This is a genomic window from Weissella cibaria KACC 11862 (assembly GCF_000193635.1).
In the GTDB taxonomy this organism is placed as follows: Bacteria; Bacillota; Bacilli; order Lactobacillales; family Lactobacillaceae; genus Weissella; species Weissella cibaria.
Window position 1 is genome coordinate 59,332 of sequence record NZ_AEKT01000004.1, and the last position, 23,183, is coordinate 82,514.

Annotated in this window: 25 protein-coding genes and 3 tRNA genes; 3 read left to right on the plus strand and 25 right to left on the minus strand. The window is 46.4% G+C overall.

The window, feature by feature from the left end:
• Window positions 1-16: 16 nt before the first annotated feature.
• The 25 genes from ESE_RS0100545 to ESE_RS0100665 all read right to left on the minus strand — a co-directional run bounded on the left by ESE_RS0100545 (window position 17) and on the right by ESE_RS0100665 (window position 22,665).
• Window positions 17-667, minus strand: a complete 651-nt coding sequence (locus ESE_RS0100545) for a deoxynucleoside kinase (RefSeq protein ID WP_010369531.1) — start codon at window positions 665-667, stop codon at window positions 17-19.
• Window positions 668-738: 71 nt separating this feature from the next.
• The gene (locus ESE_RS0100550; protein ID WP_010369534.1) at window positions 739-1,524 is read right to left on the minus strand and encodes a M15 family metallopeptidase; all 786 of its coding nucleotides are present in this window, start codon (window positions 1,522-1,524) and stop codon (window positions 739-741) included.
• A 104-nt stretch (window positions 1,525-1,628) separates the two neighbouring features.
• Window positions 1,629-2,045 (minus strand): F0F1 ATP synthase subunit epsilon, encoded by a 417-nt coding sequence (locus ESE_RS0100555; protein WP_010369537.1) that lies wholly within the window; start codon window positions 2,043-2,045, stop codon window positions 1,629-1,631.
• 12 nt (window positions 2,046-2,057) lie between these two features.
• Complete coding sequence (atpD, locus tag ESE_RS0100560; protein WP_010369540.1) at window positions 2,058-3,458, minus strand: F0F1 ATP synthase subunit beta; 1,401 nt, start codon at window positions 3,456-3,458, stop codon at window positions 2,058-2,060.
• 43 nt (window positions 3,459-3,501) lie between these two features.
• Window positions 3,502-4,380 (minus strand): F0F1 ATP synthase subunit gamma, encoded by an 879-nt coding sequence (locus ESE_RS0100565; RefSeq protein WP_010369544.1) that lies wholly within the window; start codon window positions 4,378-4,380, stop codon window positions 3,502-3,504.
• 18 nt (window positions 4,381-4,398) lie between these two features.
• Window positions 4,399-5,910, minus strand: a complete 1,512-nt coding sequence (atpA, locus tag ESE_RS0100570; protein WP_010369547.1) for a F0F1 ATP synthase subunit alpha — start codon at window positions 5,908-5,910, stop codon at window positions 4,399-4,401.
• 75 nt (window positions 5,911-5,985) lie between these two features.
• Complete coding sequence (gene atpH / locus ESE_RS0100575) at window positions 5,986-6,528, minus strand: ATP synthase F1 subunit delta (protein WP_010369550.1); 543 nt, start codon at window positions 6,526-6,528, stop codon at window positions 5,986-5,988.
• A complete protein-coding gene (gene atpF / locus ESE_RS0100580) occupies window positions 6,528-7,043 on the minus strand; it encodes a F0F1 ATP synthase subunit B (RefSeq protein ID WP_010369553.1) in 516 nt (171 codons plus the stop codon). The genes atpH and atpF overlap by 1 nt, the downstream gene beginning before the upstream one ends.
• Before the next feature lie 24 nt (window positions 7,044-7,067).
• Window positions 7,068-7,286 carry a F0F1 ATP synthase subunit C gene (gene atpE / locus ESE_RS0100585; RefSeq protein ID WP_004560332.1) on the minus strand — a complete coding sequence of 73 codons (219 nt, stop codon included), beginning with the start codon at window positions 7,284-7,286 and terminating at the stop codon, window positions 7,068-7,070.
• Between the two features lie 31 nt (window positions 7,287-7,317).
• The gene (gene atpB / locus ESE_RS0100590) at window positions 7,318-8,040 is read right to left on the minus strand and encodes a F0F1 ATP synthase subunit A (RefSeq protein ID WP_010369559.1); all 723 of its coding nucleotides are present in this window, start codon (window positions 8,038-8,040) and stop codon (window positions 7,318-7,320) included.
• 327 nt (window positions 8,041-8,367) lie between these two features.
• A complete protein-coding gene (locus tag ESE_RS0100595) occupies window positions 8,368-9,645 on the minus strand; it encodes a solute carrier family 23 protein (RefSeq protein WP_010369563.1) in 1,278 nt (425 codons plus the stop codon).
• A gap of 227 nt (window positions 9,646-9,872) precedes the next feature.
• Window positions 9,873-10,283 carry a pyridoxamine 5'-phosphate oxidase family protein gene (locus tag ESE_RS0100600; RefSeq protein ID WP_010369566.1) on the minus strand — a complete coding sequence of 137 codons (411 nt, stop codon included), beginning with the start codon at window positions 10,281-10,283 and terminating at the stop codon, window positions 9,873-9,875.
• A 65-nt stretch (window positions 10,284-10,348) separates the two neighbouring features.
• On the minus strand, window positions 10,349-10,984 hold the full coding sequence (locus ESE_RS0100605) for an NAD(P)H-binding protein (RefSeq protein ID WP_010369569.1): 636 nt from the start codon (window positions 10,982-10,984) through the stop codon (window positions 10,349-10,351).
• 106 nt (window positions 10,985-11,090) lie between these two features.
• On the minus strand, window positions 11,091-11,720 hold the full coding sequence (gene upp / locus ESE_RS0100610; RefSeq protein WP_010369572.1) for a uracil phosphoribosyltransferase: 630 nt from the start codon (window positions 11,718-11,720) through the stop codon (window positions 11,091-11,093).
• 42 nt (window positions 11,721-11,762) lie between these two features.
• Window positions 11,763-13,013, minus strand: a complete 1,251-nt coding sequence (glyA, locus tag ESE_RS0100615; protein ID WP_010369575.1) for a serine hydroxymethyltransferase — start codon at window positions 13,011-13,013, stop codon at window positions 11,763-11,765.
• A gap of 47 nt (window positions 13,014-13,060) precedes the next feature.
• The gene (locus ESE_RS0100620) at window positions 13,061-14,089 is read right to left on the minus strand and encodes an L-threonylcarbamoyladenylate synthase (RefSeq protein ID WP_010369577.1); all 1,029 of its coding nucleotides are present in this window, start codon (window positions 14,087-14,089) and stop codon (window positions 13,061-13,063) included.
• 5 nt (window positions 14,090-14,094) lie between these two features.
• On the minus strand, window positions 14,095-14,958 hold the full coding sequence (gene prmC, locus ESE_RS0100625; RefSeq protein ID WP_010369580.1) for a peptide chain release factor N(5)-glutamine methyltransferase: 864 nt from the start codon (window positions 14,956-14,958) through the stop codon (window positions 14,095-14,097).
• Between the two features lie 5 nt (window positions 14,959-14,963).
• Complete coding sequence (gene prfA, locus ESE_RS0100630) at window positions 14,964-16,049, minus strand: peptide chain release factor 1 (protein ID WP_010369583.1); 1,086 nt, start codon at window positions 16,047-16,049, stop codon at window positions 14,964-14,966.
• 32 nt (window positions 16,050-16,081) lie between these two features.
• Window positions 16,082-16,678, minus strand: a complete 597-nt coding sequence (locus ESE_RS0100635; RefSeq protein WP_010369586.1) for a thymidine kinase — start codon at window positions 16,676-16,678, stop codon at window positions 16,082-16,084.
• Between the two features lie 118 nt (window positions 16,679-16,796).
• Entirely contained in the window at window positions 16,797-17,906 is a 1,110-nt protein-coding gene (locus tag ESE_RS0100640) for a hypothetical protein (protein ID WP_010369591.1), read from the minus strand.
• 126 nt (window positions 17,907-18,032) lie between these two features.
• Window positions 18,033-18,743: a type 1 glutamine amidotransferase gene (locus ESE_RS0100645; protein WP_010369594.1), complete on the minus strand. Its 711-nt coding sequence runs from the start codon at window positions 18,741-18,743 to the stop codon at window positions 18,033-18,035.
• A gap of 4 nt (window positions 18,744-18,747) precedes the next feature.
• Window positions 18,748-20,100, minus strand: coding sequence for a MurT ligase domain-containing protein (locus ESE_RS0100650; protein ID WP_010369596.1), 1,353 nt, complete (start codon window positions 20,098-20,100; stop codon window positions 18,748-18,750).
• 150 nt (window positions 20,101-20,250) lie between these two features.
• On the minus strand, window positions 20,251-21,216 hold the full coding sequence (gene manA / locus ESE_RS0100655) for a mannose-6-phosphate isomerase, class I (RefSeq protein WP_010369598.1): 966 nt from the start codon (window positions 21,214-21,216) through the stop codon (window positions 20,251-20,253).
• A 31-nt stretch (window positions 21,217-21,247) separates the two neighbouring features.
• On the minus strand, window positions 21,248-21,967 hold the full coding sequence (locus tag ESE_RS0100660) for a MucBP domain-containing protein (RefSeq protein WP_010369600.1): 720 nt from the start codon (window positions 21,965-21,967) through the stop codon (window positions 21,248-21,250).
• A gap of 92 nt (window positions 21,968-22,059) precedes the next feature.
• Entirely contained in the window at window positions 22,060-22,665 is a 606-nt protein-coding gene (locus ESE_RS0100665) for a DapH/DapD/GlmU-related protein (protein ID WP_010369602.1), read from the minus strand.
• Window positions 22,666-22,820: 155 nt separating this feature from the next.
• On the opposite strand from ESE_RS0100665, the gene ESE_RS0100670 reads away from it, so the two are divergent.
• From ESE_RS0100670 to ESE_RS0100680, 3 genes are all read left to right on the plus strand, one after another.
• Window positions 22,821-22,892 (plus strand) — tRNA-Asn (locus tag ESE_RS0100670).
• A 30-nt stretch (window positions 22,893-22,922) separates the two neighbouring features.
• A tRNA-Asn gene (locus ESE_RS0100675) sits at window positions 22,923-22,994 on the plus strand.
• 29 nt (window positions 22,995-23,023) lie between these two features.
• A tRNA-Asn gene (locus ESE_RS0100680) sits at window positions 23,024-23,095 on the plus strand.
• Window positions 23,096-23,183 lie beyond the last annotated feature (88 nt).

A 23,183-nucleotide genomic window follows, 5' to 3' on the forward strand; every position in this document is an offset into this window, starting at 1 on the left:
AATTCTTTTCTCCTAATTAATCACGCAAACCGAGTTCATCAACTTTTTCGTCAATCAAAGACAAGACCTTCTTGGCCGCTTCAGGGTCATTAACGAAATCGTACTTGTCACCATCAATACTTAGCTTAGGCGAACGGTCATAACCTTCGAACCAAGCAATGTAACGCTCGTTCAACGTCTTGTAGTAATCATACAAAGATGGGTCGTGATCAATTTGTTCGAAATCACGGCCACGCTTTTGAATACGGGCCAACATCGTATCGAAACTGACGTGGATATAAATCAACAAGTCTGGCGTCTTAACGATAGCATCATCAGAAAAATCAACTTGTTCCATCATGTTGTTCAACAGATCGCCGTAAATTTGGACTTCTGTTTGCGTTGCACGTTCCAAATCGGCATTCAATTGGAATAGCAACAAATCTTCAAAAATTGAACGATCAATGACGTTTAGCTTGCTGCCTTGTGCGTCCTTGATATTGTCCATGCGCTTGTTCAAGAAATAATTTTGTAGCAAGAACGCATACTTCTTTGGATTCTCGTAGAACAAAGGCAAAATTGGGTTATCGTCCACGGACTCATAGAATGCGTCACTTCCCAAGTGCTCAGCGAGCATAGTTGTCAAACTGGTCTTTCCAGCTCCGATAGTTCCCGATAATACGATCATCGTGTCGTCCTGCTTTCTAAAATCAATATTAAGTCTATTCTACCAAATTTAAGAGGTCCTTAACACTCCCTTTATTTGGTCAGACGGTCTTTATAAGTTGCGCTGTATTCTTCGAGGGCTGGAATATCTGCTGACTTTGACTTATTGTAGTCGCCACCAGCGTTGCCTGTGTATTGTTCCAATGACAAATGGTACTTCGTGATGACCGCAGCTGCCCGCTTACCAACATAACGCATGTGCCATTCTTCGTGGTCATACCCGGTTGAAGTCGTTAAATCTTCTGGATAACGGACAATCAAGCCATACTTATAGGCATTATCTTGCAACCATTGCGCAGCATCCGGGTCAGAGCCACCTTCAGCAAACAAACCACCGGTGCTACTCCGCAAATCAAACGCCAAGCCAGTTTGGTGTTCTGAGTAACCAGGTCGGGCCGAAACGGAATCAGCCGCTGCTTGACCCTGACCAGCCACATAACCATCATACAATGTCTTCTGGTAATCATAAGCCCGGTAACCGGAAACCGTATCCCCAACGTTAAAGCCAGCGGCCTTCATTGCACTAATCAATTCATCCTTTGCCTGATTCGTCTTAGGACTCAAACCACCGTTATATGGGTTGTAATCAGCTGGCAACGGGTGCTTTTTGTTAACAACCATTAACGTCGTCGCCTCGGTTGACCCGGCTTTCACCTGCACAGGATATGGCTTGGTCGTTGCCGACTTCGTTTGCTTGCTCGTGTGTTGACTAGACTTGGTAATCGACGTGGTTGGATGTTGCTGATGGGCATAAACTAAGCCCCCGGCAACCAATCCAATTACGACGACGCCAATACCAACAGTCGCACCTAATTTCATGGGTTGTCTCCTTCATGCTTTTTCTGTCTGTTACTAGTTTACCACCCGAAACAAAAAAGGACCCCGAACATTTCTGTTCGAGATCCTTAAAGTTAGTCGATTGACTACTTGCCAGTCGCAACGTGGATACGGTTCACGGCACGCAACAAAGCGACCTGAGCACGTTCTACATCACGAACTGAGCTTTCTTCAGCAAGGCGACGCTCAGCACGTTCCTTAGCTGACTCAGCACGTGTCACATCGATGTCAGCAGCACGCTCAGCGGCGTCTGACACAACAGTCAACACGTTTGAAGAGAACTCAGCAAAACCACCGCTGACAGCCAAACGTTCTTCAACGCCATTGGCCTCGTCAACAATCTTCACTTCGCTCACCTTCAAAGCTGAAATAATTGGTGCGTGGTTCGCCATGACACCCACTTCACCGCCAGTCGTGCTAAGCACAACTAACGTAGCAGTCTCATAATCGAACACGACACCATTCGGCGTTACCACCTTAACATGTAGGCTGTGTTCATTCATGGCGCGCCCTCACTATTGAGCCATCGTAGCAGCCTTATCAGCTACTTGTTCGATGACACCAACGTTACGGAAGGCATCTTCAGGGTATTGGTCGTACTTACCTTCCAAGATTTCCTTGAAGCTACGTACAGTTTCAGCAACTGGTACGTACTCACCCTTCAAACCAGTAAACGTCTCAGCAACTGAGAATGGTTGTGACAAGAAGAATTGAATACGACGAGCGCGGTTAACGATCGTCTTCTCTTCATCTGACAATTCATCCATACCCAAGATTGAGATAATGTCTTGCAACTCACGGTAACGTTGCAAAGTACGTTGTACTTCAGTTGCAACTTCGTAGTGTTCTTGACCAACAATCTCAGGCGTCAATGCAGTTGACGTTGAAGCCAATGGATCCACGGCTGGGTAGATACCTTGTTGCGTCAATGAACGCTCCAAGTTAGTTGTGGCATCCAAGTGCGCAAATGTCGTAGCAGGAGCAGGGTCAGTATAGTCATCGGCAGGCACATAAACGGCTTGGATAGATGTAACTGAACCCTTTTGCGTTGACGTAATACGCTCTTGCAATTGACCCATTTCAGTTGCCAATGTAGGTTGGTAACCAACGGCTGATGGGATACGTCCCAACAAGGCTGAAACCTCTGAACCAGCTTGCGTGAAACGGAAGATGTTGTCGATAAACAACAACACGTCTTGTCCGTTAACATCACGGAAGTGCTCAGCAATTGTCAAACCAGTCAAGGCAACACGCATACGTGCTCCAGGAGGCTCGTTCATTTGACCATAAACCATGGCCGTTTGCTTCAAAACTCCTGAATCCTTCATTTCGTGGTACATGTCGTTACCTTCACGGGTACGCTCCCCGACACCAGTAAAGACAGAAATACCATTGTGACCTTGTGCGATGTTGTGAATCAATTCTTGAATCAAAACAGTCTTACCAACTCCGGCACCACCGAACAATCCGATCTTTCCACCACGGATGTAAGGTGCCAACAAATCGATAACCTTGATACCAGTTTCAAGGATTTCAGTAGATGTGGCCAATTGGTCGTAGGCAGGCGCGTCACGGTGGATTGGGTCACGAGGAACATCCTCACCCAATGCTTCACCACCGTCAACGGGGTTACCCAAAACGTTGAACACACGTCCCAACGTAGCTTCACCGACTGGAACACTAATAGGTGCATTAGTATCCTCTACGGCCATCCCACGTTGCAAACCATCAGTTGAGTCCATGGCAATCGTACGAACGACACCATCACCCAAAGCCAAAGATACTTCGACCGTCAACGAACCTTGCTCACCCTTATCGATGATCAAAGCATTGTTGATGTCAGGTACTTGAGTTCCTGATGGAAAGGCAACGTCGACGACTGGGCCAATGACTTGAACAACACGTCCAGTATTCATTGTCGTTTCCTTCCTTCATTTCAAAGGGGTTACGCCGCTTGGACTAATCCAAGGCAGCCATACCACCTGTAATTTCTGTAATTTCCGTCGTAATCGCACTTTGACGCGCACGGTTGAATTGCAACTCCAACGTGTTAATCACTTCCTTGGCGTTATCAGTTGCCGATGACATGGCGTTGGCCGAAGCCGCGTGCTCAGCCGTCTTGGCATCCAAGATAGCACCATAGACCAAACTCTCAGCATATTGTGGCAAAACCACACCCAAGATTTGTTCTGGAGAAGGATCCATTTCGTAATCCGCCTTCAAACCGCCTTCTTCAGTTGGTTCCATGTCGTCAGTCGTAACTGGCAACATCTTCTCCAAACGAAGATCGTTTTGAATACGTGATACGAAGTGTTGGTATGCAACAGTCAACTCATCAAAGACTTCGTTGTCGTACATTGTCGTAACGGTCTTAACGATTTCGCGAACCTCGTTAAAGGTAGGCACATCAGACACACCACGGTACTCGTAAGCAACATTGAAGCCACGCTTCTTGAAGAAGTCTGAGGCGTTACCACCAACGGCCAAAATAACCACTTGGTCAGGCGTCAATTGACGCTCTTCAATAACTGCCATCATACCCTTCAATAGCGTTGAGTTATAACCACCAACCAAACCACGATCAGAAGAGATGACCAAGAAGCCAACCTTCTTCACATCACGTTGTTCAAGCAAAGTACCTGAAACATTGTTGATGTGTGCATTAGCTAAGTGTGCCACAACGTCATGCAAGGCGTTAGCATACGTTGTGTATGAACCACCGTGACGTTGAATTTGACTCAACTTAGCCGTAGAAACCATTTGCATGGCACTCGTGATTTGTCGCGTCTTTTTTGTTGAGGCAATTCGGCGTTGAATATCTTGCAAAGAAGCTGCCATTTATCGCCCCTCCCTTAATTAGTGGGCACTTGGCGCAAAGGTTGCCTTGAACTCCGTAATAGCGGCGTTCATAGCATCTGCATCAGGCAAATCCTTTGTGTCAACAATCGTTTGCAACAAGTCGTTGTGTGAAGCACGAACAGCTGCGATCAATTCTGATTCGAAGCGTTGGATATCTTCAACTGCAACGTCATCCATAAAGCCACGAGTCAAGGCGTACAATGACAAAACTTGCTCTTCAACTGGCAATGGTTGGTGCAATGGTTGCTTCAACAACTCAACAGTACGACGACCACGGGCCAACTTAGCTTGCGTTGCCGCATCCAAGTCAGAACCGAATTGTGCGAATGACTCCAACTCCTTAAATGAAGCCAAATCCAAACGCAACGTTCCGGCAACCTTCTTCATGGCCTTAATTTGGGCGTCACCACCAACACGTGAAACAGAAGTTCCGGCATCGATGGCAGGACGTACGCCGGCGTAGAATTGGTCGGCATCCAAGAAGATTTGTCCGTCGGTGATTGAGATAACGTTCGTTGGGATGTACGCAGAAACGTCACCCGCTTGCGTTTCGATAACTGGCAAAGCAGTCATAGAACCGCCACCCAATTCGTCTGACAACTTAGCCGCACGTTCTAGCAAACGTGAGTGCAAGTAGAAGACGTCACCAGGGTAAGCTTCACGTCCAGGAGGACGACGAAGAATCAATGACAGCTCACGGTAAGCCGTAGCTTGCTTTGACAAATCATCGTACACAATCAAGACGTGCTTGCCGTTGTACATGAACTCTTCACCCATTGCTGCTCCGGCATAAGGTGCCAAGTACAACATTGGGGCTGGTTCTGAAGGACCAGCTGAGACAACAATCGTGTAATCCAAAGCACCCATTTGACGCAAAGTTTCAACTTGCGTACGCACAGTTGAGTCCTTTTGTCCAATAGCCACGTAGATAACGATCATGTCTTGATCCTTTTGGTTCAAGATCGTGTCGATGGCAACAGACGTCTTACCCGTCTTACGGTCACCGATGATCAACTCACGTTGTCCACGACCAATAGGAACCAAGGCGTCGACGGCCTTCAAACCAGTTTGCAATGGTTCGAAAACAGACTTACGCTCCATAACTCCTGGGGCCTTTACTTCAACTGGACGAGTGCTCGTCGAGTTAATTGGTCCCATTCCGTCGATTGGTTGACCCAATGCGTTAACAACACGTCCGATCAATCCCTCACCAACAGGCACTTCCATGATACGACCAGTGCGCTTAACAGTATCGCCTTCGCGAATCTCGTCGTACTTACCTAGGATAATGATACCAACATCATTAGACTCAAGGTTTTGTGCCATACCAAATACGCCGTTCTCAAACTCGACCAATTCACCGGCAAGAGCATTCTCCAAACCGGTTACACGGGCAATACCGTCACCAACATAAGTAACAGTACCCGTTTCTTGAACAGTCAATTCGTCTTGATAGTTGGCCAATTGGCTCTTGATGAGTGAACTGATTTCTTCAGCTTTGATGCTCATTTCAGCAGTTCCTCTTTCTTTAAAGTGTGTCTATTCATCACACACAACATCAATTTCTACTAGATTTTCAGATTACTAGCGGATGATACTCTGACGAATAGCAGCTAACTTAGTTGCTAATGACCCATCCAAAATCTGGTTGTTAGCTCGCACAACAACACCACCAAGTAAGTTTTCGTCAACAGATTGTGTCAACTTAACTTCCTTTGCATCAAAACGGTTTGCAAGTTGCGCCGTCATCCGGGCAGCTTGTTCGTCACTCAATGCAACGGCCGTCTTAACTTCTGCGTATACCACACCTTCAGCCTTGTTAACCAAAGCTTCGTATGCCGTAATAATCGCTGGTAGGTTGCTGAAACGGCGGTAATCATACGCCATTTGAAGCAAGTTAGTTACCACTTGGCTAGTCCCATCTGATAGCGTTGCTACCATTTGCTTCTTAGCCGACTCAGGCACACGCATTGATTCAATGGCCTTCGTCAATTCTGGGTTTTCCACCAATACTGTACGAACTTCAGCTAATTCAGCCAAATTCGCAGCATCCGTGTTCTGGTCATGGGTTAATTCGAACAAAGCAACGGCATATCGCTTAGCAATCGTTGCTTGATCCAATGCCATTACTTGTTACCTAACCCTTCGATGTAGGCGTCAATCAACGCCTTTTGATCATCTAACTTTAGTTCCTTTTGGATAATCTTTTGTGCGATTGATACTGACAATTCAGCAACATCATTCTTCACGCCAGCCATAGCCTCGGCACGCTCTTGCTCGATTTGAGCTGAAGCTTGATCCTTTGTGGCTTGGGCAGCTGCATGCGCGTCAGCAACGATTTGATCACGTTGCTTACCTGCTGCAGTCTTAGCGTCAGCGATGATGCCATTTGCGTCAGTACGTGCTGTTTGCAATTGAGCTGAACGCTCAGCTGCATCAGCTTCGGCTTGCTTGCGGGCCTCTTCAGCAGAGTCCAAATCGCGAGAAACCTTATCCGCACGGCTTTCCATCATCTTTACTACTGGACCCCAAGCGAAGTGCTTAATAAGAAGCATCAACACTAGGAAAGCCACTAGTACAAACAACATGTTACCCAAAGCCAACCCTTCGCTAGCACCTGCTAGAACAATTTGATTAATCATAATTAGTTGGCCTCCGCGTTACTATTACTTGCTCAACAACATGAAGGCAATGGCGATGGCGATGATAGGCACGGCCTCGACCAATCCAACACCGATGAACATGTTAGAACGCAACTTACCTTCCAATTCAGGTTGGCGAGCCATACCTGAGATCATGCTTGAAATAACAATACCGTTACCAATTCCGGCACCAATAGCGGCACCAGCAGCAGCAACACCAACACCAATGGTTGCAACGTCCATTTTTTTAATCCTCCGATTAGATAAAAAACAATTACTCTTCAATCTCAGTCTTTTCTGATACGTAAACCGTAGTCAACGTCACAAAGACATAAGCTTGAATACTTCCGACAAACAAAGAGAATGCTTGCCAAATCATCGTCAACAAGAATGCTGGAACGAATGATACGACACCGGCTGCATTTGCCAATTCCCAAAGAAGAGACAAGACCATTTCACCGGCAAAAATGTTACCGAACAAACGAAGTCCCAATGTTAAGAAACTTGTGAATTGCTCAATAATGTTAATTGGCAGCAATGCGCTAAATGGACTCAAGTAAACTGACTTGAAGTAGTTCTTAAATCCGAGCTTTTGAACACCCAAGAAATGGGACATTCCAATTGCAATCAATGCCAAGGTCATCGTTACCAACGGGTTAGCCGTTGGTGAACGCAAGTACGTTACGTCATTGAAGTTAACCACGAAGGCAACACCCAATTGGTTCGCAACGAAGATGAACATGAACATTGAGAATGCGAAGAACTTTAAATTAGTTCCAGTTCGATTTGGTAGCGATCCATCAACAATACCGTTGGTAAAATCGATAATCCATTCTAGGAAATTTTGCTTTGACTTACCAGCTGGCTTTAAAACCAACTTGCGAGACATCCAAAATACCAAGAAGAAAACAATTGCGAATGTCACAGTTGTTGAAATGATAATGCTCCAGTCGAACGTTAGCCCCGCAATGCTAAAGGTTGCGGTCTTCTCACCCACAGAAATCCACCTCTTTCCTTTCTAAATATAATTGAGCGGCGATGCGCAGAACACAGGACCGTTAAACTTTTACCCCCCTATATTACGCTTTTAGGAACGAAATTCAACGTTTTAGCATTCAACAAATTTGTCCCAAATGTGCAACCATTTAAGAAAAGGCCCATTTACCGCCGTTTTAATCATTCCAATTAGGAATGATTTGATATTAATATCCAGAATTGATATTTTCTGACTTGCCAAACCCGCGTCATTAAGCGTTTTTGTACCATTTTTACAAATAAAAAGCGACGTCGCTTTTACGCAACGTCGCCTATTCTTGAATATTTATTACTTTTCAGAAGCTGCCTTTTGTGGCAAAACCAAATTCAATACAATTCCCAAAACAGTCGCAATTGCTACGCCTGAAAATTGGATAATGTCATTACCATGACCAACTTGCAAGTAGGCATTTCCAATTCCGATAACCAAAACTGATGAGGCAATCATCAAATTGCGCTTCAAGTTGAAGTCGATCTTGTTTTCAACGATGATACGCAAACCAGAAGCTGCGATCACCCCGAACAGCAAGAATGAGACACCACCGGTAACAGCACCCGGAATTGATTGAATCAAAGCCGACAACTTACCCACGAATGAGAACAAAATGGCGAAGACGGCTGCACCAATCAAGACGTACACTGAGTGAACCTTGGTAATGGCCATAACACCGATATTTTCACCGTATGACGTCACTGACGGTCCACCGACCAAACCAGCGAAGATTGAGGCTGTACCATCACCAGCCAACGTCCGGTGCAAACCAGGGTTACGCATGAAGTCTCGGCCTGTCAAATCATCCAAGACCATCAAGTGACCCAAGTGTTCGGTAATTGTAACCAACGCTAGCGGTGCCATCACGATAATCGCACCCCAGTGCATCACAGGCTTGTAATCCACAAATGGCACATCAAAATCTGGCAAGGCAAACCATGCCGCGTGCGCAACTGGTGCCAAATCAACCAACCCAAACAAAATCGCGAAGATGTATCCACCCACGATACCCAGCAAAATGGGAATCAAGCCCAAGAAGCCCTTAAGGAACATGTTGAAGACGATTGTCAAAGCCAACGTGATCATCGCCACTGCAAAGACCCGAATATCATACTTGCCATTCAACAACGTTGCTGATTGTGCAGCAGATGATGACAATGACAGCCCGATGACCATGATAATTGGCCCCACCACAATCGGTGGCAACAACTTTTCAATCCAGTTCGTCCCGATGAACGCCACAATCGCAGCGACAATCAAGTAAACAATACCAACCGAGATAACGCCGGTTGCCACACCGGGGTAGCCAGTTGTTTTCATTAAGGCCACCATCGGAATAATAAATGCAAAACTTGATCCCATGTACGCTGGAATTTGACGCTTCGTAATCAAGATGTGTAGCAAAGTTCCCACACCTGAACTAAACAGCGCAATTCCGGGGTTCAAACCAACCAACAACGGTACCAACACCGTTGACCCAAACATTGAGAACATGTGTTGCAATGACAACCCAATCCATTGCAAGAAGCCCGGCCGTTCATTGACGTCTAGGACCACATCACGTTTCGTTTCCATAATAACACTCCTCTTTCATCGCCTTTAAAAACAAAAGCAGCCAAGATGACTCATCATCCCAGCTGCTAAATCTTGTAACGTGCGGTTGTGTTAGTCCTACTACCCCAATAGTACGTTAGTCGATCTTGTTAGTCTCGCTGGGCTAACTTAAAGACGTTCTTTATGTCTATTAGTATATAGTAGTTAAAACTCTTGGTAAACACTTCCGTTCGTGTTAAACGTTTTACTTAAAAATTGATCACTTCTGGGGCTTCAACGAATGACGCCAACAAAGCTGATGGGAAAGTCAACTCCAAAATGATTTCTTGTTCTGGCGTTGGGTGACCAGCCATGAAGCCCTTATTTTCTTCGAAATAGTGCTTCACATCAGCCCACGTCTTCTCAGAGCGTACCAGCGTTCCCTTGTTTGATGAAATTCGGCGACCGCCCTCACCCATCATGGTATTAAACGCAACCTTACTGTTTGCATCCAATTCAGCAACCTTGGCAGAAGCTGGGTCAGTTACCAAGTACCACTTATTAGGCGCTTCAGTTGATTGTGCAAAGCCCATGATGCGAGTTGATGGTTGGTTATCAACCGCCGTTGCCATCACCAACAATTGACCAGCCGCAGCCACGTATTCGTTAAAGTTTGCCATATGTGCAATTTCTCACTTTCTTTTCGTTACCTACATTCTAACAGAAAGAAAGTTGACTTGCTGGTTTAAATTGACTTTAATTCTCGCAAAGCATCCGGAATTGCAACATCCCCATCGTGCATCGTAATGACCCGACGGTACGTGTTCTCAGCCTGCAACAGTGCTGCCAAAACAGCCGCAACGTTCGGAATAGCATTCTTACCCGGCTCAGTTGGGTCAAGCGCAACTAAGCCTGTTGCCGGCTCTTCAACCAATGAACCCGGTTGTAAGATGGTGTAATCCAACTTGGTATTATCCATCAACCATCGATCAGCAAAGAACTTGGCAATGTTGTAGTCACGCAATCCTTCACCCCATTCAGCTGGTGACGTTGCGTTCCACGATGACAACATGATAAAGCGCTTAATACCCAAGGCTTCGGCAGCGTTTTCCAACTTAACTGCTCCAAAGGCGTCAATTTGCAATAAATTCTTACCGCGTGAACCAGCTACGAAATAGATAGCATCCACTGCCAACGGACGCAACTCACCAATTAGCGTGGCTTCATCAGCCAACAAGTCAATGTTCTTAACCGTTACACCGGCACCAAAATCTTGGTCAGTATGACGTGTCCCTGCCACAACTTCACGGCCATCCGCGACCAATTGCTTCACTAGTTCCTCACCAACACGACCGCTTGCACCAACAACTAATACTTTCATGTGTATCTCCTTTTCATCACTGACAATATCTTTCATCTTACCCCACCATAACAAAAATAGAGGCTGAATGATATTAATCACTCTGCCTCTACTATTAAATTTACAATTAGTGAGTACCGAACAAACGGTCACCGGCATCACCCAAACCTGGGACAATGTAACCGTGCTCGTTCAAACCTTCGTCCAAACCAGCCGTGTACACGTCAACGTCAGGGTGGGCCTTTTGTACTGTCTCAACACCGATTGGGGCTGAAACCAACGTAATCAACTTAATCTTCGTAGCGCCACGCTTCTTCAACGCATCAATCGCCATAACCGCTGAACCACCAGTGGCCAACATTGGATCAACAACCAACACTTCACGTTGGTCAATATCCTCTGGCAACTTAACGAAGTATTCAACTGGCTCCAATGACTCTTCATCACGGTACATACCAATGTGACCGATACGAGCGGCTGGGATCAACTTCATAATACCGTCGACCATGCCCAAACCGGCACGCAAAATTGGCACAATAGCCAACTTCTTACCAGCCAACGTCTTTTGCGTCGTCTTGGCAACTGGTGTTTCAACAACAACATCTTCAACTGGCAAATCACGCGTTACTTCGTACGCCATCAATGATGCAATTTCATCAACAATTTCGCGGAACTCCTTCGTTCCAACGTTCTTATCACGAATAATCGTTAGCTTGTGTTGAATCAATGGGTGATCAAAAACAGTAAGCTTGCTCATGTCATTTACTCCAATTCATTTTCTTCTATTATACAGGTTATGTTATTCCGCGTGCTCAATTCCGCTCAATGGGAATTGATCCGTCAATGCAACAACTTCCGCTGCAATCAAATCAAGGACTTCTTGGTTATCGTGGTTCTCAAAGGCACGCAAAATCATGTGCGCCACTTGACGCGCCTCGTGCTCCTTGAAGCCGCGGGTCGTAATTGCTGGCGTTCCGATGCGAATACCTGACGTAATGAACGGACTACGTGGCTCGTTTGGAATGGCTTCCTTATTAGTCGTGATGTGAATACTATCCAATAAGTTTTGCGCTTCCTTACCTGTCAAACCAGTTGCAGTCAAATCCAAGTTAAAGAGGTGGTTATCTGTGCCACCAGAAACAACACGGACCAAATCAGATTGCTCGAAGACTTCTGCCATTGCCTTAGCGTTGGCCACGATTTGTTGACCATACGCCTTGAAACTAGGTTGCATATCCTCATAGAACGCAGCCGCCTTACCCGCAATCACGTGTTCCAATGGACCACCTTGCGTGCCTGGGAAGACTGCTGAATTCAACTTCTTGCCTAGTTCAGCCTTGGCCAAAATCATACCACCGCGTGGGCCACGCAACGTCTTGTGCGTCGTCGTTGTCACAACATCTGCAATGCCAACTGGTGATGGATGAACGCCGGCTGCAATTAAGCCGGCGATGTGGGCCATATCAACCATCAAATAAGCACCAACTGAATCGGCGATTTGACGGAAACGGTCAAAGTCAATGAATCGTGAATATGCTGACGCACCCGTCACAATCAACTTCGGTTGGAATTCATCAGCCAACGCTTGCACTTGATCGTAATCAATCAACTCGTTCTCATCCAATCCATATGAGTGGAATTGGTAAGTCTTACCTGAGAAGTTAACTGATGAGCCATGTGTCAAGTGACCACCAGCGTTTAGGTCCATCCCCAACACGTGGTCACCGTGCTCAAGCAAAGCCGCATAAACAGCGGCATTTGCTTGCGACCCTGAATGCGGTTGCACATTGGCGTATTCGGCACCAAACAATTCCTTTGCCCGGTCAATCGCCAATTGTTCAACTTGGTCAATGTATTCTGTACCACCGTAGTAACGCTTACCTGGGTAACCTTCAGCGTACTTATTTGTCAAAACACTACCTTGTGCCGCACGGACACCTGCTGATGCAATATTCTCAGATGCAATCAATTCAATGTTGTGTTCTTGACGATCGCTTTCACGATCAATCGCTGCCCACAACTCTGGATCAAATTCACGATAATTTGTCATTCGCAATGACCTCCTATATATCCCCAATAACTATTACAGCCCCAAAGTTAATCCGCCAACAGTTCAGTTACCCAGTGACCACCTGACGACTTGCCAAGACGGTTATTATAAGCACTATTTTCTGGCGTATTTGGCATTGCAGCTACCAAAACCGTTAACACATCCTTACGATCATCGAAATGACGCAAGCCGGCAAACAATTTTGCTGCTGCGGTATCTCCATTATCCCCGAGCGACCAGACAAAGTCCATGCCGGCTAACTGGTGTTGCACAATTAAATCGTTCGTCAACATCAACCCAACTGGTTCCAATTGGCTTTGTGCCCAAATAATGGCCTGCGTCCAATCTTCAGGCGCCACCATATAGACATCCTTGTCGGGTGCGTAATGGCGGTACTTCATGCCCGGTGCTTTTGGCGCTTCATCTGCATCAACGTGCTTAATTTCAGAGTCCACTGGCACGCCCAAAACCGCTTCGATTTGGGCTGGCGTAATCTTACCAGGGCGTAACACAGCTGGCGTATCTGTCGACAAATCAATCACCGTCGACTCCACGCCAATCTTAGTTGCACCATCATCCAAGATGCCTGAAATCTTACCATGTAAATCATGATAAACGTGTTGGGCAGTGGTTGGTGATGGCTTCCCTGATGTGTTTGCAGATGGCCCAACCATTGGCGCATCTGCTTCACGAATCAAGGCCCGTGTCACGTCGTTGTCTGGCATCCGGGCGGCAACAGTATCCAAGCCCCCCGTTACCGTCGTCGACACCGTACCAGGCTTGACTGGCAAAATCATCGTCAATGGGCCTGGCCAAAAGGCGTCCATTAACTTTTCTGCCCACGCATTAACCACCGCAAAGCGATCAACTTGTGCCTTGTCAGCGACGTGGACAATCAACGGATTATCCGATGGTCGGCCCTTCGCTGCATATACCTTACTAACTGCTTTTTCATTAAAGGCGTCGGCACCTAAGCCGTACACCGTTTCAGTCGGGAACGCTACCAGTGATCCGCGCTTAATCGCACGAACGGCTGCTGGCAATTCATCGGCCGACCAAATTTTTGTCTCTGCCATACTCTTTATGCCTCCCGCGACACTTTAATCATCCGATCATGTCCACTCATATCTTGACGCAACGCCACTGATACACCTGGCAACTCGCCAAAGACCGCTAACAAAGCGGGCCCTTGTTGATAGCCAATTTCAAAGTACGCTGTTCCGTTGGGTGCCAAGTAGGTGAGCAATTGGGCTGCCATTTGCTTGTACAGGGCTAACCCCTCATCATCAGCAAACAAAGCCAAATCTGGTTCGTACATGATGACTGACTCATCCATCACATCACGTTCCGCCTCACTAATATAAGGCGGGTTCGAAATAATGATGTCGTATTGCCCAGTCGCTTGGCTAAACAAGTCGCTTTCAATGAAATTAACCTGCTTGGCAAATTGGTCAGCGTTGGTTTGCGCTACTACTAACGCATCTGCTGAAATATCCGCCCCAGTCACATCCCAGGTTGGTCGTTCAGCCCCAATCGTCACCGCAATCGCCCCCGAACCAGTCCCGATGTCGAGTACGCGTTGCACCGGCCCAGTTACTTTATGATCGTTTAATACCCATTCAACTAATTCCTCAGTCTCCTGGCGTGGAATCAAAACACGTCGATCAACGTTGAACTCGCGGCCATAGAACGCAGCGTGACCCAGCGCGTATTGCACTGGTTGACCACCCTTGATTGCCCGGACGGCAACCATGAAACGTAACCGCTTCTCGTCCTCTAAGACCGTATTCAAGTTATTCGCCAATTGCGCATAGTTCCAATCCATCATCCCTGTTAGCAGATAATCGATTTGTGCAAGTCGCTCTTCTTGGTCGTGAATGTATGGCTCAAGTTGCCAATCACCCCAATCGCGAACTGCTTGAATTGTCCATTGTTCATCAAACATGTTATCTATCCTTGCTTCAATTCTTCCAACTTAGCCGTTTGATCAGCGATAATCAACGCATCAATCACGTCTTCCAATTCACCGTTCATAATGCGATCCAACTTGTTCAATGACAAACCGATACGGTGGTCCGTCACACGGTTTTGTGGGTAGTTATACGTTCGGATACGTTCTGAACGATCACCCGTACCAACCGCCGTCTTACGTTGCTCGGCGTATTCAGCTTCGTTTTGTGAGGCGTAGTAGTCGTAGACACGCGCCTTCAAAATTTCCAACGCCTTCGCACGGTTTTGTTGTTGTGAACGCTGGTCTTGCATGGCTACCACGATACCAGAAGGCAAGTGGGTCATACGCACGGCTGATGACGTCTTGTTAACGTGCTGTCCACCAGCACCAGATGAACGGTACACATCGACACGCAAATCCTTGTCTTCAATTTCGATATCAACGTCTTCGTATTCTGGCATCACCCCAACAGTAGCCGTTGACGTGTGCACACGACCAGCTGATTCTGTTTCAGGGACACGTTGCACACGGTGCGCACCGTTCTCAAACTTCAACTTTGAGTAAACGTTGTTACCCGTAATCATCAAAACGATTTCCTTGTAACCACCGATTTCAGTCTTGTTTTCATCGATAATTTCAACGTTCCAACCTTGCTTTTCAGCGTAGCGTTGGTACATGTCGTACAAGTCAGCCGCAAACAAAGCCCCTTCATCACCACCGGCAGCCCCGTGGATTTCCATGATGATGTTCTTATCATCGTTTGGATCCTTTGGCAAAAGCAAAATCTTGATTTGCTCTTCAAGGGTTTCCTTTTCTGCCTTTAGTTCCTTCAACTCATCCTTGGCCATTTCTTCCAATTCAGCGTCGCCCAAACCTTCGTTCAACATCTCTTCGTTGCCTTCGATACCGTCAACAACGTCCTTGTAGCGCTTAAACGTCTCAACCGTTTCACGCAAGCTACCTTCTTCCTTAGAAAGTGCCATGAAACGTTGCGTATCTGAAATGACATCAGGGTCAGAAATCATTTCGCTGATTTCGTCGTAACGGTCAACAACCGCTTGGACCTTCTCAAAAATCTCATCCATGTGATTTACAATTCCTCTTCTTTAAGTATGTATTAGTGCTTAACAACACGACGGGCAATCGCTGCCATGTCTGGGTGGTTATAGTGATAACGGCAAACTGGCATATAGGCTTCATCCCCACCAATTTGCACTTGTGCGCCTTCATAAACAGGCCGACCGTCAGAAATGCGTAAGTTCATCGTCGCCTTACGACCGCAGAATGAACAAAGCGTCTTCATTTCCTCGATTTTATCCGCATAAATCAGCAAAGCTTCTGACCCGGGGAACAAGTTATTAAACGCGTCATTCTTCAACCCGAAGGCCAAGACCGGAATATGTAACTCATCCACTACCCGTGTCAGTTGTAACACCTGGGCTTTGGTCATGAATTGGGCTTCGTCGATTAAGACTGCTGCAACCTCATCTTGACCATGAATCAATGCGAACAGATCGTCCTGCTCAGTAATCGCTGTGGCTGAGCGCTGCATCCCAATTCGCGATGCAATTTCGCCAACCCCTGAACGATTGTCTAGCGCACTCGTCAATAAAAGCACATGGCGTTGTTGTGTTTCATAGTTGTGTGCGACTTTTAAAATTTCGATACTCTTACCGCTTGCCATCGCGCCGTAACGATAAAACAGTTGCGCCATATGCGACCACCTTTCCGTTTGCCAAACCATTTTTTGCAGTTTGACACTCGTATACCAGTATAACGAAATTTCACTTATAAAAAAAGAAGAGAACTCGCAACAGTTCCCTTCTTGCCATTTAATTCGCTAGATTCTTGTAATTCAAAATCTTCTTATACATCGTCTTGTACTCAGCGTTCGTCATCGTGGCCTTGTATGGTGGGATGTAGAAAATCTTGGCATGCTTGTCGAGGTAGTCCATTGGGTTCGTCTTAGCAGAAGCCATAGCCTTCTTCCACGTATCACGGGAGATACCTTGCTTATCAGCTTGCCAATCAAGAATAAATGATGCCAATGCACCGACGTTATACGTTTCAGCGTATGCACCACTGTCTAGGTAAGCCAAACGGTTTTGCTTAAACAATGTCCGCACCGCTTGATCGTTTTGCTTCATCGTCTTCACCTTGTCTGGATAGCCAGCAAATAGTGAGGAACGAATCTCATAGTAGTACGCCGTTCCTTCCATCCGATCGTCCTCAAAGGTTGCCTTGTAGTCCTTGGCGTAGTTTTCCTTGTAATAACGGTACGTTGCCAACGCTTGCGCCAATGACTTTTCAGACTTATTCGTGTAAGCCGCCATCAATTGTTCTTGTAATTGCAATCGAATACGGCGCGCATCCGTGTGCTTCAAATACTCGTTTTGCTCTGGATTGTCGTGCTTCTTTGGTGACGCCCAACCCTCTTGTTCCGTACCGTGGAACATTTCGTGCGCATACGTGATGAACAAATCGTATGTTCCCAAATGTGGGTAGCGCACTAGTCGCTTCGTATTCGTTAGTTCATCTTTATTAACGGCCATAAACGCACCACTCTTATGATGTGCTGCGAATGCTAAAAACCACCCCTCATACGGTTCTGGCTGAACCCCATAAGACAACGCCTGCTTCTCCGTCAAATCTGACACCTTACCCGTTGGTGTCACCATCCAAAACGTCTTATTGTCGATGTCGTTAATCATGGCATATTGGTTAACATCCTTATTATCCGGCCAAAGCTTCGGTGCAATTTTATGGTAAACCTTCACCTGATTCGCAAATGTCTTGTGGACATATGTCGAGACATCTTGATCTGCCCGAGCTTTCGTAATGCCAAATTCACTTGCATGTGTTGTCGTGCCCAACAGCAACAAGCTGATACCGATGACACCAGCACCCAAACCAACCCGTGCCACTAGTTGTTTCATACCCATTTCGTAAACCCCACTATTTTCAAGTTTGCTTTATTGCATTTAGTTTACAAAAAATGAGTGGCGCTGTCACAAGATAAGGTTTAAAAAACACCCGTTGACCTTAATCAACGGGTGTTTCGATTATCATTAGAATGCTTCTGGCTTGATGTCGGCCATCTTTTCAGCCCAGTTGACTTCTGGGTACTTGCGTTCCAAAGCCGTTTGCAACACGTGCAAGGCCAAGTTTCCGTTACGCGTAAAGATAGGTCCGTGGAAGTACGTGCCATAAACATTACGGTACACAAGTCCTTCACCGCCATCTTCACCGTTGTTTCCCTTACCTTGCAAGACCTTACCCAATGGGCGCTCGCCTTCACCCAAGAATGTACGTCCTTGGTGGTTTTCGAAACCGCGGTACTCGTTGCCGTTAACTTCGTCCTTAATCAAGACATTACCAATGAAACGGCTGTGTTGTTGGTTCAACGTGTAGTGGTCCATGACGGAAATCCCCTCAACACGCGTCCCATCAGCCATCAAGAAGTAGTGACCCAACAATTGGAACCCACCGCAAACGCCCAACAATGGGCCATCTGATTCGATGTAGCGCTTAATGGCATCTGCCTTAAACTTCAAATCTTCTGCAACGATTTGCTCTTCGTAGTCTTGTCCACCACCGAACAGCACAAAATCGTACTTCTTATCATCGAACTCATCGCCCAATGAAATCAACTCTACGTCGACATCGACACCGATTTGTGATGCATAGAAACGCATCGCCACGATGTTACCGTAGTCACCGTAAGTGTTCATCAAATCACCGTACAAGTGTGCGGTGTGCAAAACGTACTCTGCTGCCATGATTTTATTCTCCCATACCAGTCTTGATAAAGCCTTGTTGTGCCAATTGGGCACGTAGTTGTAGCATTGCCGTATAAGTTGCGGCAATGTACACGCGCTTCGTTGGCATCTCGTCGATTGCCTTTACAATTTGCTTGAGATCTTGGTAAACCGGGTGTTCACCGTATCCAGCCATCTTCACACGGACATACAAGTCCTTGTAACGCTCACCACCAGTTGCAATGGCTTGCATGCCTGAATCCTTTAGTGATTCAAAGTCAGTATCCCAAATCCAACTCGTATCGATACCATCCGCATAATTCGCATTCAACAATGCAATCAATGAGAATGGTTGGTCATCTGTCTTCATCATATCGATGACTTGGTTTGCCCCAACTGGGTTCTTAATCAAGACAATCGTGACTTCCTTACCGTTGACGTTAACGGCTTCTTGACGACCAAAGATTTGCGCATTTGATTCAAAAGCGTGGTGAATTTGTTGTGTGGTAACACCTAAGAAACGTCCAACTGTGTAAGCAGCCAGTGCGTTATAGATGTTGTACATCCCACCGATTTCAATTTGATACGTCTCGCCATCAATATCGAAGTTTGAATAACGAGGTGTCATCTCATTAATCTTCGTTACGGCATAATCCAACTCAGGACGCTTGAAATCGTCTGAAACTGAGAAGTAATCACCTTGATTACCGAACGTCATAAAGTGATAGTGCAACACCGTGTCATCAGTTGGTGATAGCACACCGTCCGTGTTGTGAGGAGCCTTCATATCGCCATCCGCTGGCAAGTGGTTAAACCCGTAATAAACCTTTGGATTTGGCAAATCGCCACGCATGAAGATTGGTGAATCAGCGTTCGCAATCACCGTTGCCTCAGGGAACAAACGAATGCCCTTCAAAATCTTATCGTAGGTTGTGTAAATCTCACCAAAACGATCCAATTGATCACGGAAGATATTCGTCAATACAAAGGCCATTGGCTTCAATTGACGCGCAACTTCTTCCACGTTCGCTTCATCAACTTCCAAAAGCGCAATTGGGCGGTGTGACTTACCGGTTACTTTCGCTGTCAACATCGTTCCCGTGATACCTTGCATCATATTCGAACCAGATGGGTTTGTAATCACATCAGGGAATTGTTCGCGCAAGACACGCGTGGTCAATGTTGTTGTCAACGTCTTACCATTCGTACCTGTAATCAAAATAACGTCATACTTCTCAGCCAACGTTGTCATGACTTCAGGGTCAATCTTCGTTGCCAACTTACCTGGCAATGATGTACCACCACGACGCAAAATATCATGCAGTACCACGTATGAACTTTTACCAACAAAAGTTGCCAATGCACTCTTCAAGCTCATGTCGTCCTCCTACTACATCGTCACCGATGTTTATCTGTCAAAATAACTAATCTATAGTGTACCATTTTCGCGCATAAAAAGTCAGGCCGATAGGAATATAAAATAAAAGCACGCGCAAATAATTTGCACATGCTTTTGCTAACAATTCACTTACATTGACTTTGGTCCCGGCGTCGATGTAATCAACGTCGCCTCACCTTGTAGCGTCCACGCTTCAACATCGTTTGGCAAGATAAAGCTTTGGCCCTTGTGCAATGGATAGGTCACACCAAAGACGGTTAAGTCTAATGTCCCGTCAATCACAGTTGCCAGCAAATATGGTGCGCGTGCATCTAAGGTCGCACGTCCGTCAACATCCCACTTATAGACATTGAAGTAAGGTGCTTCAACCAGCGTTGTCACCGTGACACCACCGTACGTAGCCGTCGACGTTTGTGGTTGTTCCGGTACAAACGGTACCGTCGTCACATTCTTCGCATCGGCCAAATGTAGTTCACGCAATTCACCTGTTTTCGCATCAACCCGGTCAAAATCGTAAACCCGATACGTCACATCAGATGATTGCTGCGTTTCCAGCGCGAGAACCCCGGCACCTAATGCATGCAGCGTCCCGGCTGGTACGTAGAAAAAGTCGCCAGCCTTGACAGGCACCTTTCGGAGTAACTTATCCCAGTCACCGGCATCGACCGCCGCATCAAATTCTGCCTTGGTTTGGGCCGTGTGCCCGTAATAAATTTCAGCGCCCGGTTCAGCAGCCACGATATACCACGATTCCGTTTTACCAAGTTCACCGGCGTGTTCACCAGCATACGCGTCATCAGGGTGCACTTGCACTGATAAATCCTGGTGCGCATCTAGCAATTTAACCAGCAGTGGAAATGGTCGGTTCGTGTCTGTGTTACCAAACAACTGTGGCTCTTCTTGCCACAACTCAGCAATTGACTTACCCGCATAACGGCCATCCTCACAGAACACCGTGCCATTCTTGTGACCCGAAATCAGCCACGCTTCACCCGTCGTTTCCGATGGGATATCAAAGCCAAACACATCACGTAACGCCGTGCCACCCCACATCTTTTCGTGCAAGGCTGCCGTCAAAATCAATGGTTCTGTCATTATTCAATTCCCCCAAAGTACATGTCGCTAATTAATCAAGATGCAAATAAATACTTGAAATCCAACCGTGTTGCACCACGTGGTACCACAAGATACCAGATGGATCATCAACCCGTTCTGAAATTTCAATCCGTGAACCGTGGACAACCCGTCCAATTTCACGTCCGTATGGTTGTGCATATACGGCCACGTCCCCACCTGGCACATAATCCACAGTCCCGCGGGCCACAAATGGCTTTGGGGCCCACGTCGTTGGTCGATTCCATTCAGAAATTGGCTTTGCTGAACGGCCATCATTATCCGTTAACTTCATTGTTTGCATGTTGTAAGGTACCCAGCGTGAATCTGATAGTTGATACCAGAACTTCCCCTCACGCGTTGCAACTCGTTGGGCAACCTTCACGTATGAATCCGCCCAAAGCTTTTGGCCAGTCGGTTCAGCAATCTCAATCGCTGCAACCGGTTGGACATCCGCTAACAAATGCAAATACTTATCAGTTAATTGCTCAGTTTCCGCAATGTCATCGCGACGGTAATAGAACGTTGCGGTGTGCATCGTAGTTTCATCGAAAGTCCCTTTTAACGTCCCCTCTGATGAAACAAAGCGATACCCTGGCAATGTTTGTGGATCAACTGAAAAGCTGTCACCCACGGTACCTTCAATCAATCTTGCATGCGTTAACGCCGTCTTTGTATCAACATCCTTGGCGTATACCCAAACTGGCATACCCTTTAGTTGAAAGTCAGCCATACTCGCTGCCTCCTAGTCGTAGTTTCTTACGTCTATTCTACCAAATTAACCTTAAGTAAGCCCGCGTTGATTACCTGCACTTAACCTTTTGTTTAGTTTAACGTCTTAATGACCCGCGCTGGTTTACCGGCAACCATGACATTACTTGGTACATCCTTGGTCACAACCGCACCGGCACCAACCACTACGTTATCTCCAATCGTAACACCTGGTAGCACGATAACGGAACCACCAAACCAGCAATCATCCCCAATCGTGATTGGCGAATCATATTGCCAACCCTCACGCCGCAACTCCTTATCATATGGATGGTGATTCGGCGTGTAAAGCTGGCAGTTCGGCCCGATAAAACAGTGCGCACCAATCGTTACGCGCCCAGCACTCAAAATTTGCAGACCGGCGTTAATAAAGGTGGCGTCGCCGATGGTTAGACGTTGGGGATGCTCAATTGACGTGATTGGAAAATACACATCAGCATCTGCTGCCATATTTGGTAAGAACTCTTGCAACAAACGCGTCGCTTCAGCCAAATCCGTCTTCGCGACATCGTTAATGCGTTGCACCGTTTGGGCACTTTGCTTGACGATGGCTTGTACCTTAGGCTCCTTCGCGTATTGGTACCACTCCCCTTGGTCAACCTTGTCAAAAATATCCACATCGGCTAAACGCGCGATTTCTGCTGGTGTTAAGTCTTTCATAATCCGATTCCCCTCGTTATTCAGTAACTCTATTATACGTCAAATTTGTACGGACAAATGTGAATTAATTTAAATGAGAACAATTTTAATCAAAGTAGTTGACTTCTCATTTTCCTTACTGTATATTAATGTCATGCCTTAGCGAAGGACATAATTGCTTTGTAGTTCAGCGGTAGAATAGCTCACTGTTAATGAGAAGGTCGCTGGTTCGATCCCAGCCAGAGCAGTTGCCATCACGGCGAATTGAATACACTAATTGCTCTGTAGTTCAGCGGTAGAATAACTCACTGTTAATGAGGAGGTCGCTGGTTCGATCCCAGCCAGAGCAGTTGCCATTGCGGCAAAATGCATATCTAATTGCTTTGTAGTTCAGCGGTAGAATAACTCACTGTTAATGAGGAGGTCGCTGGTTCGATCCCAGCCAGAGCAGTTACCGGACCCCGTTTCTTAATTGAAACGGGGTCTTTTTCATTCACTTTTTTATCACATAAAGAAAAGCGCAACTGCATCACTGCAAT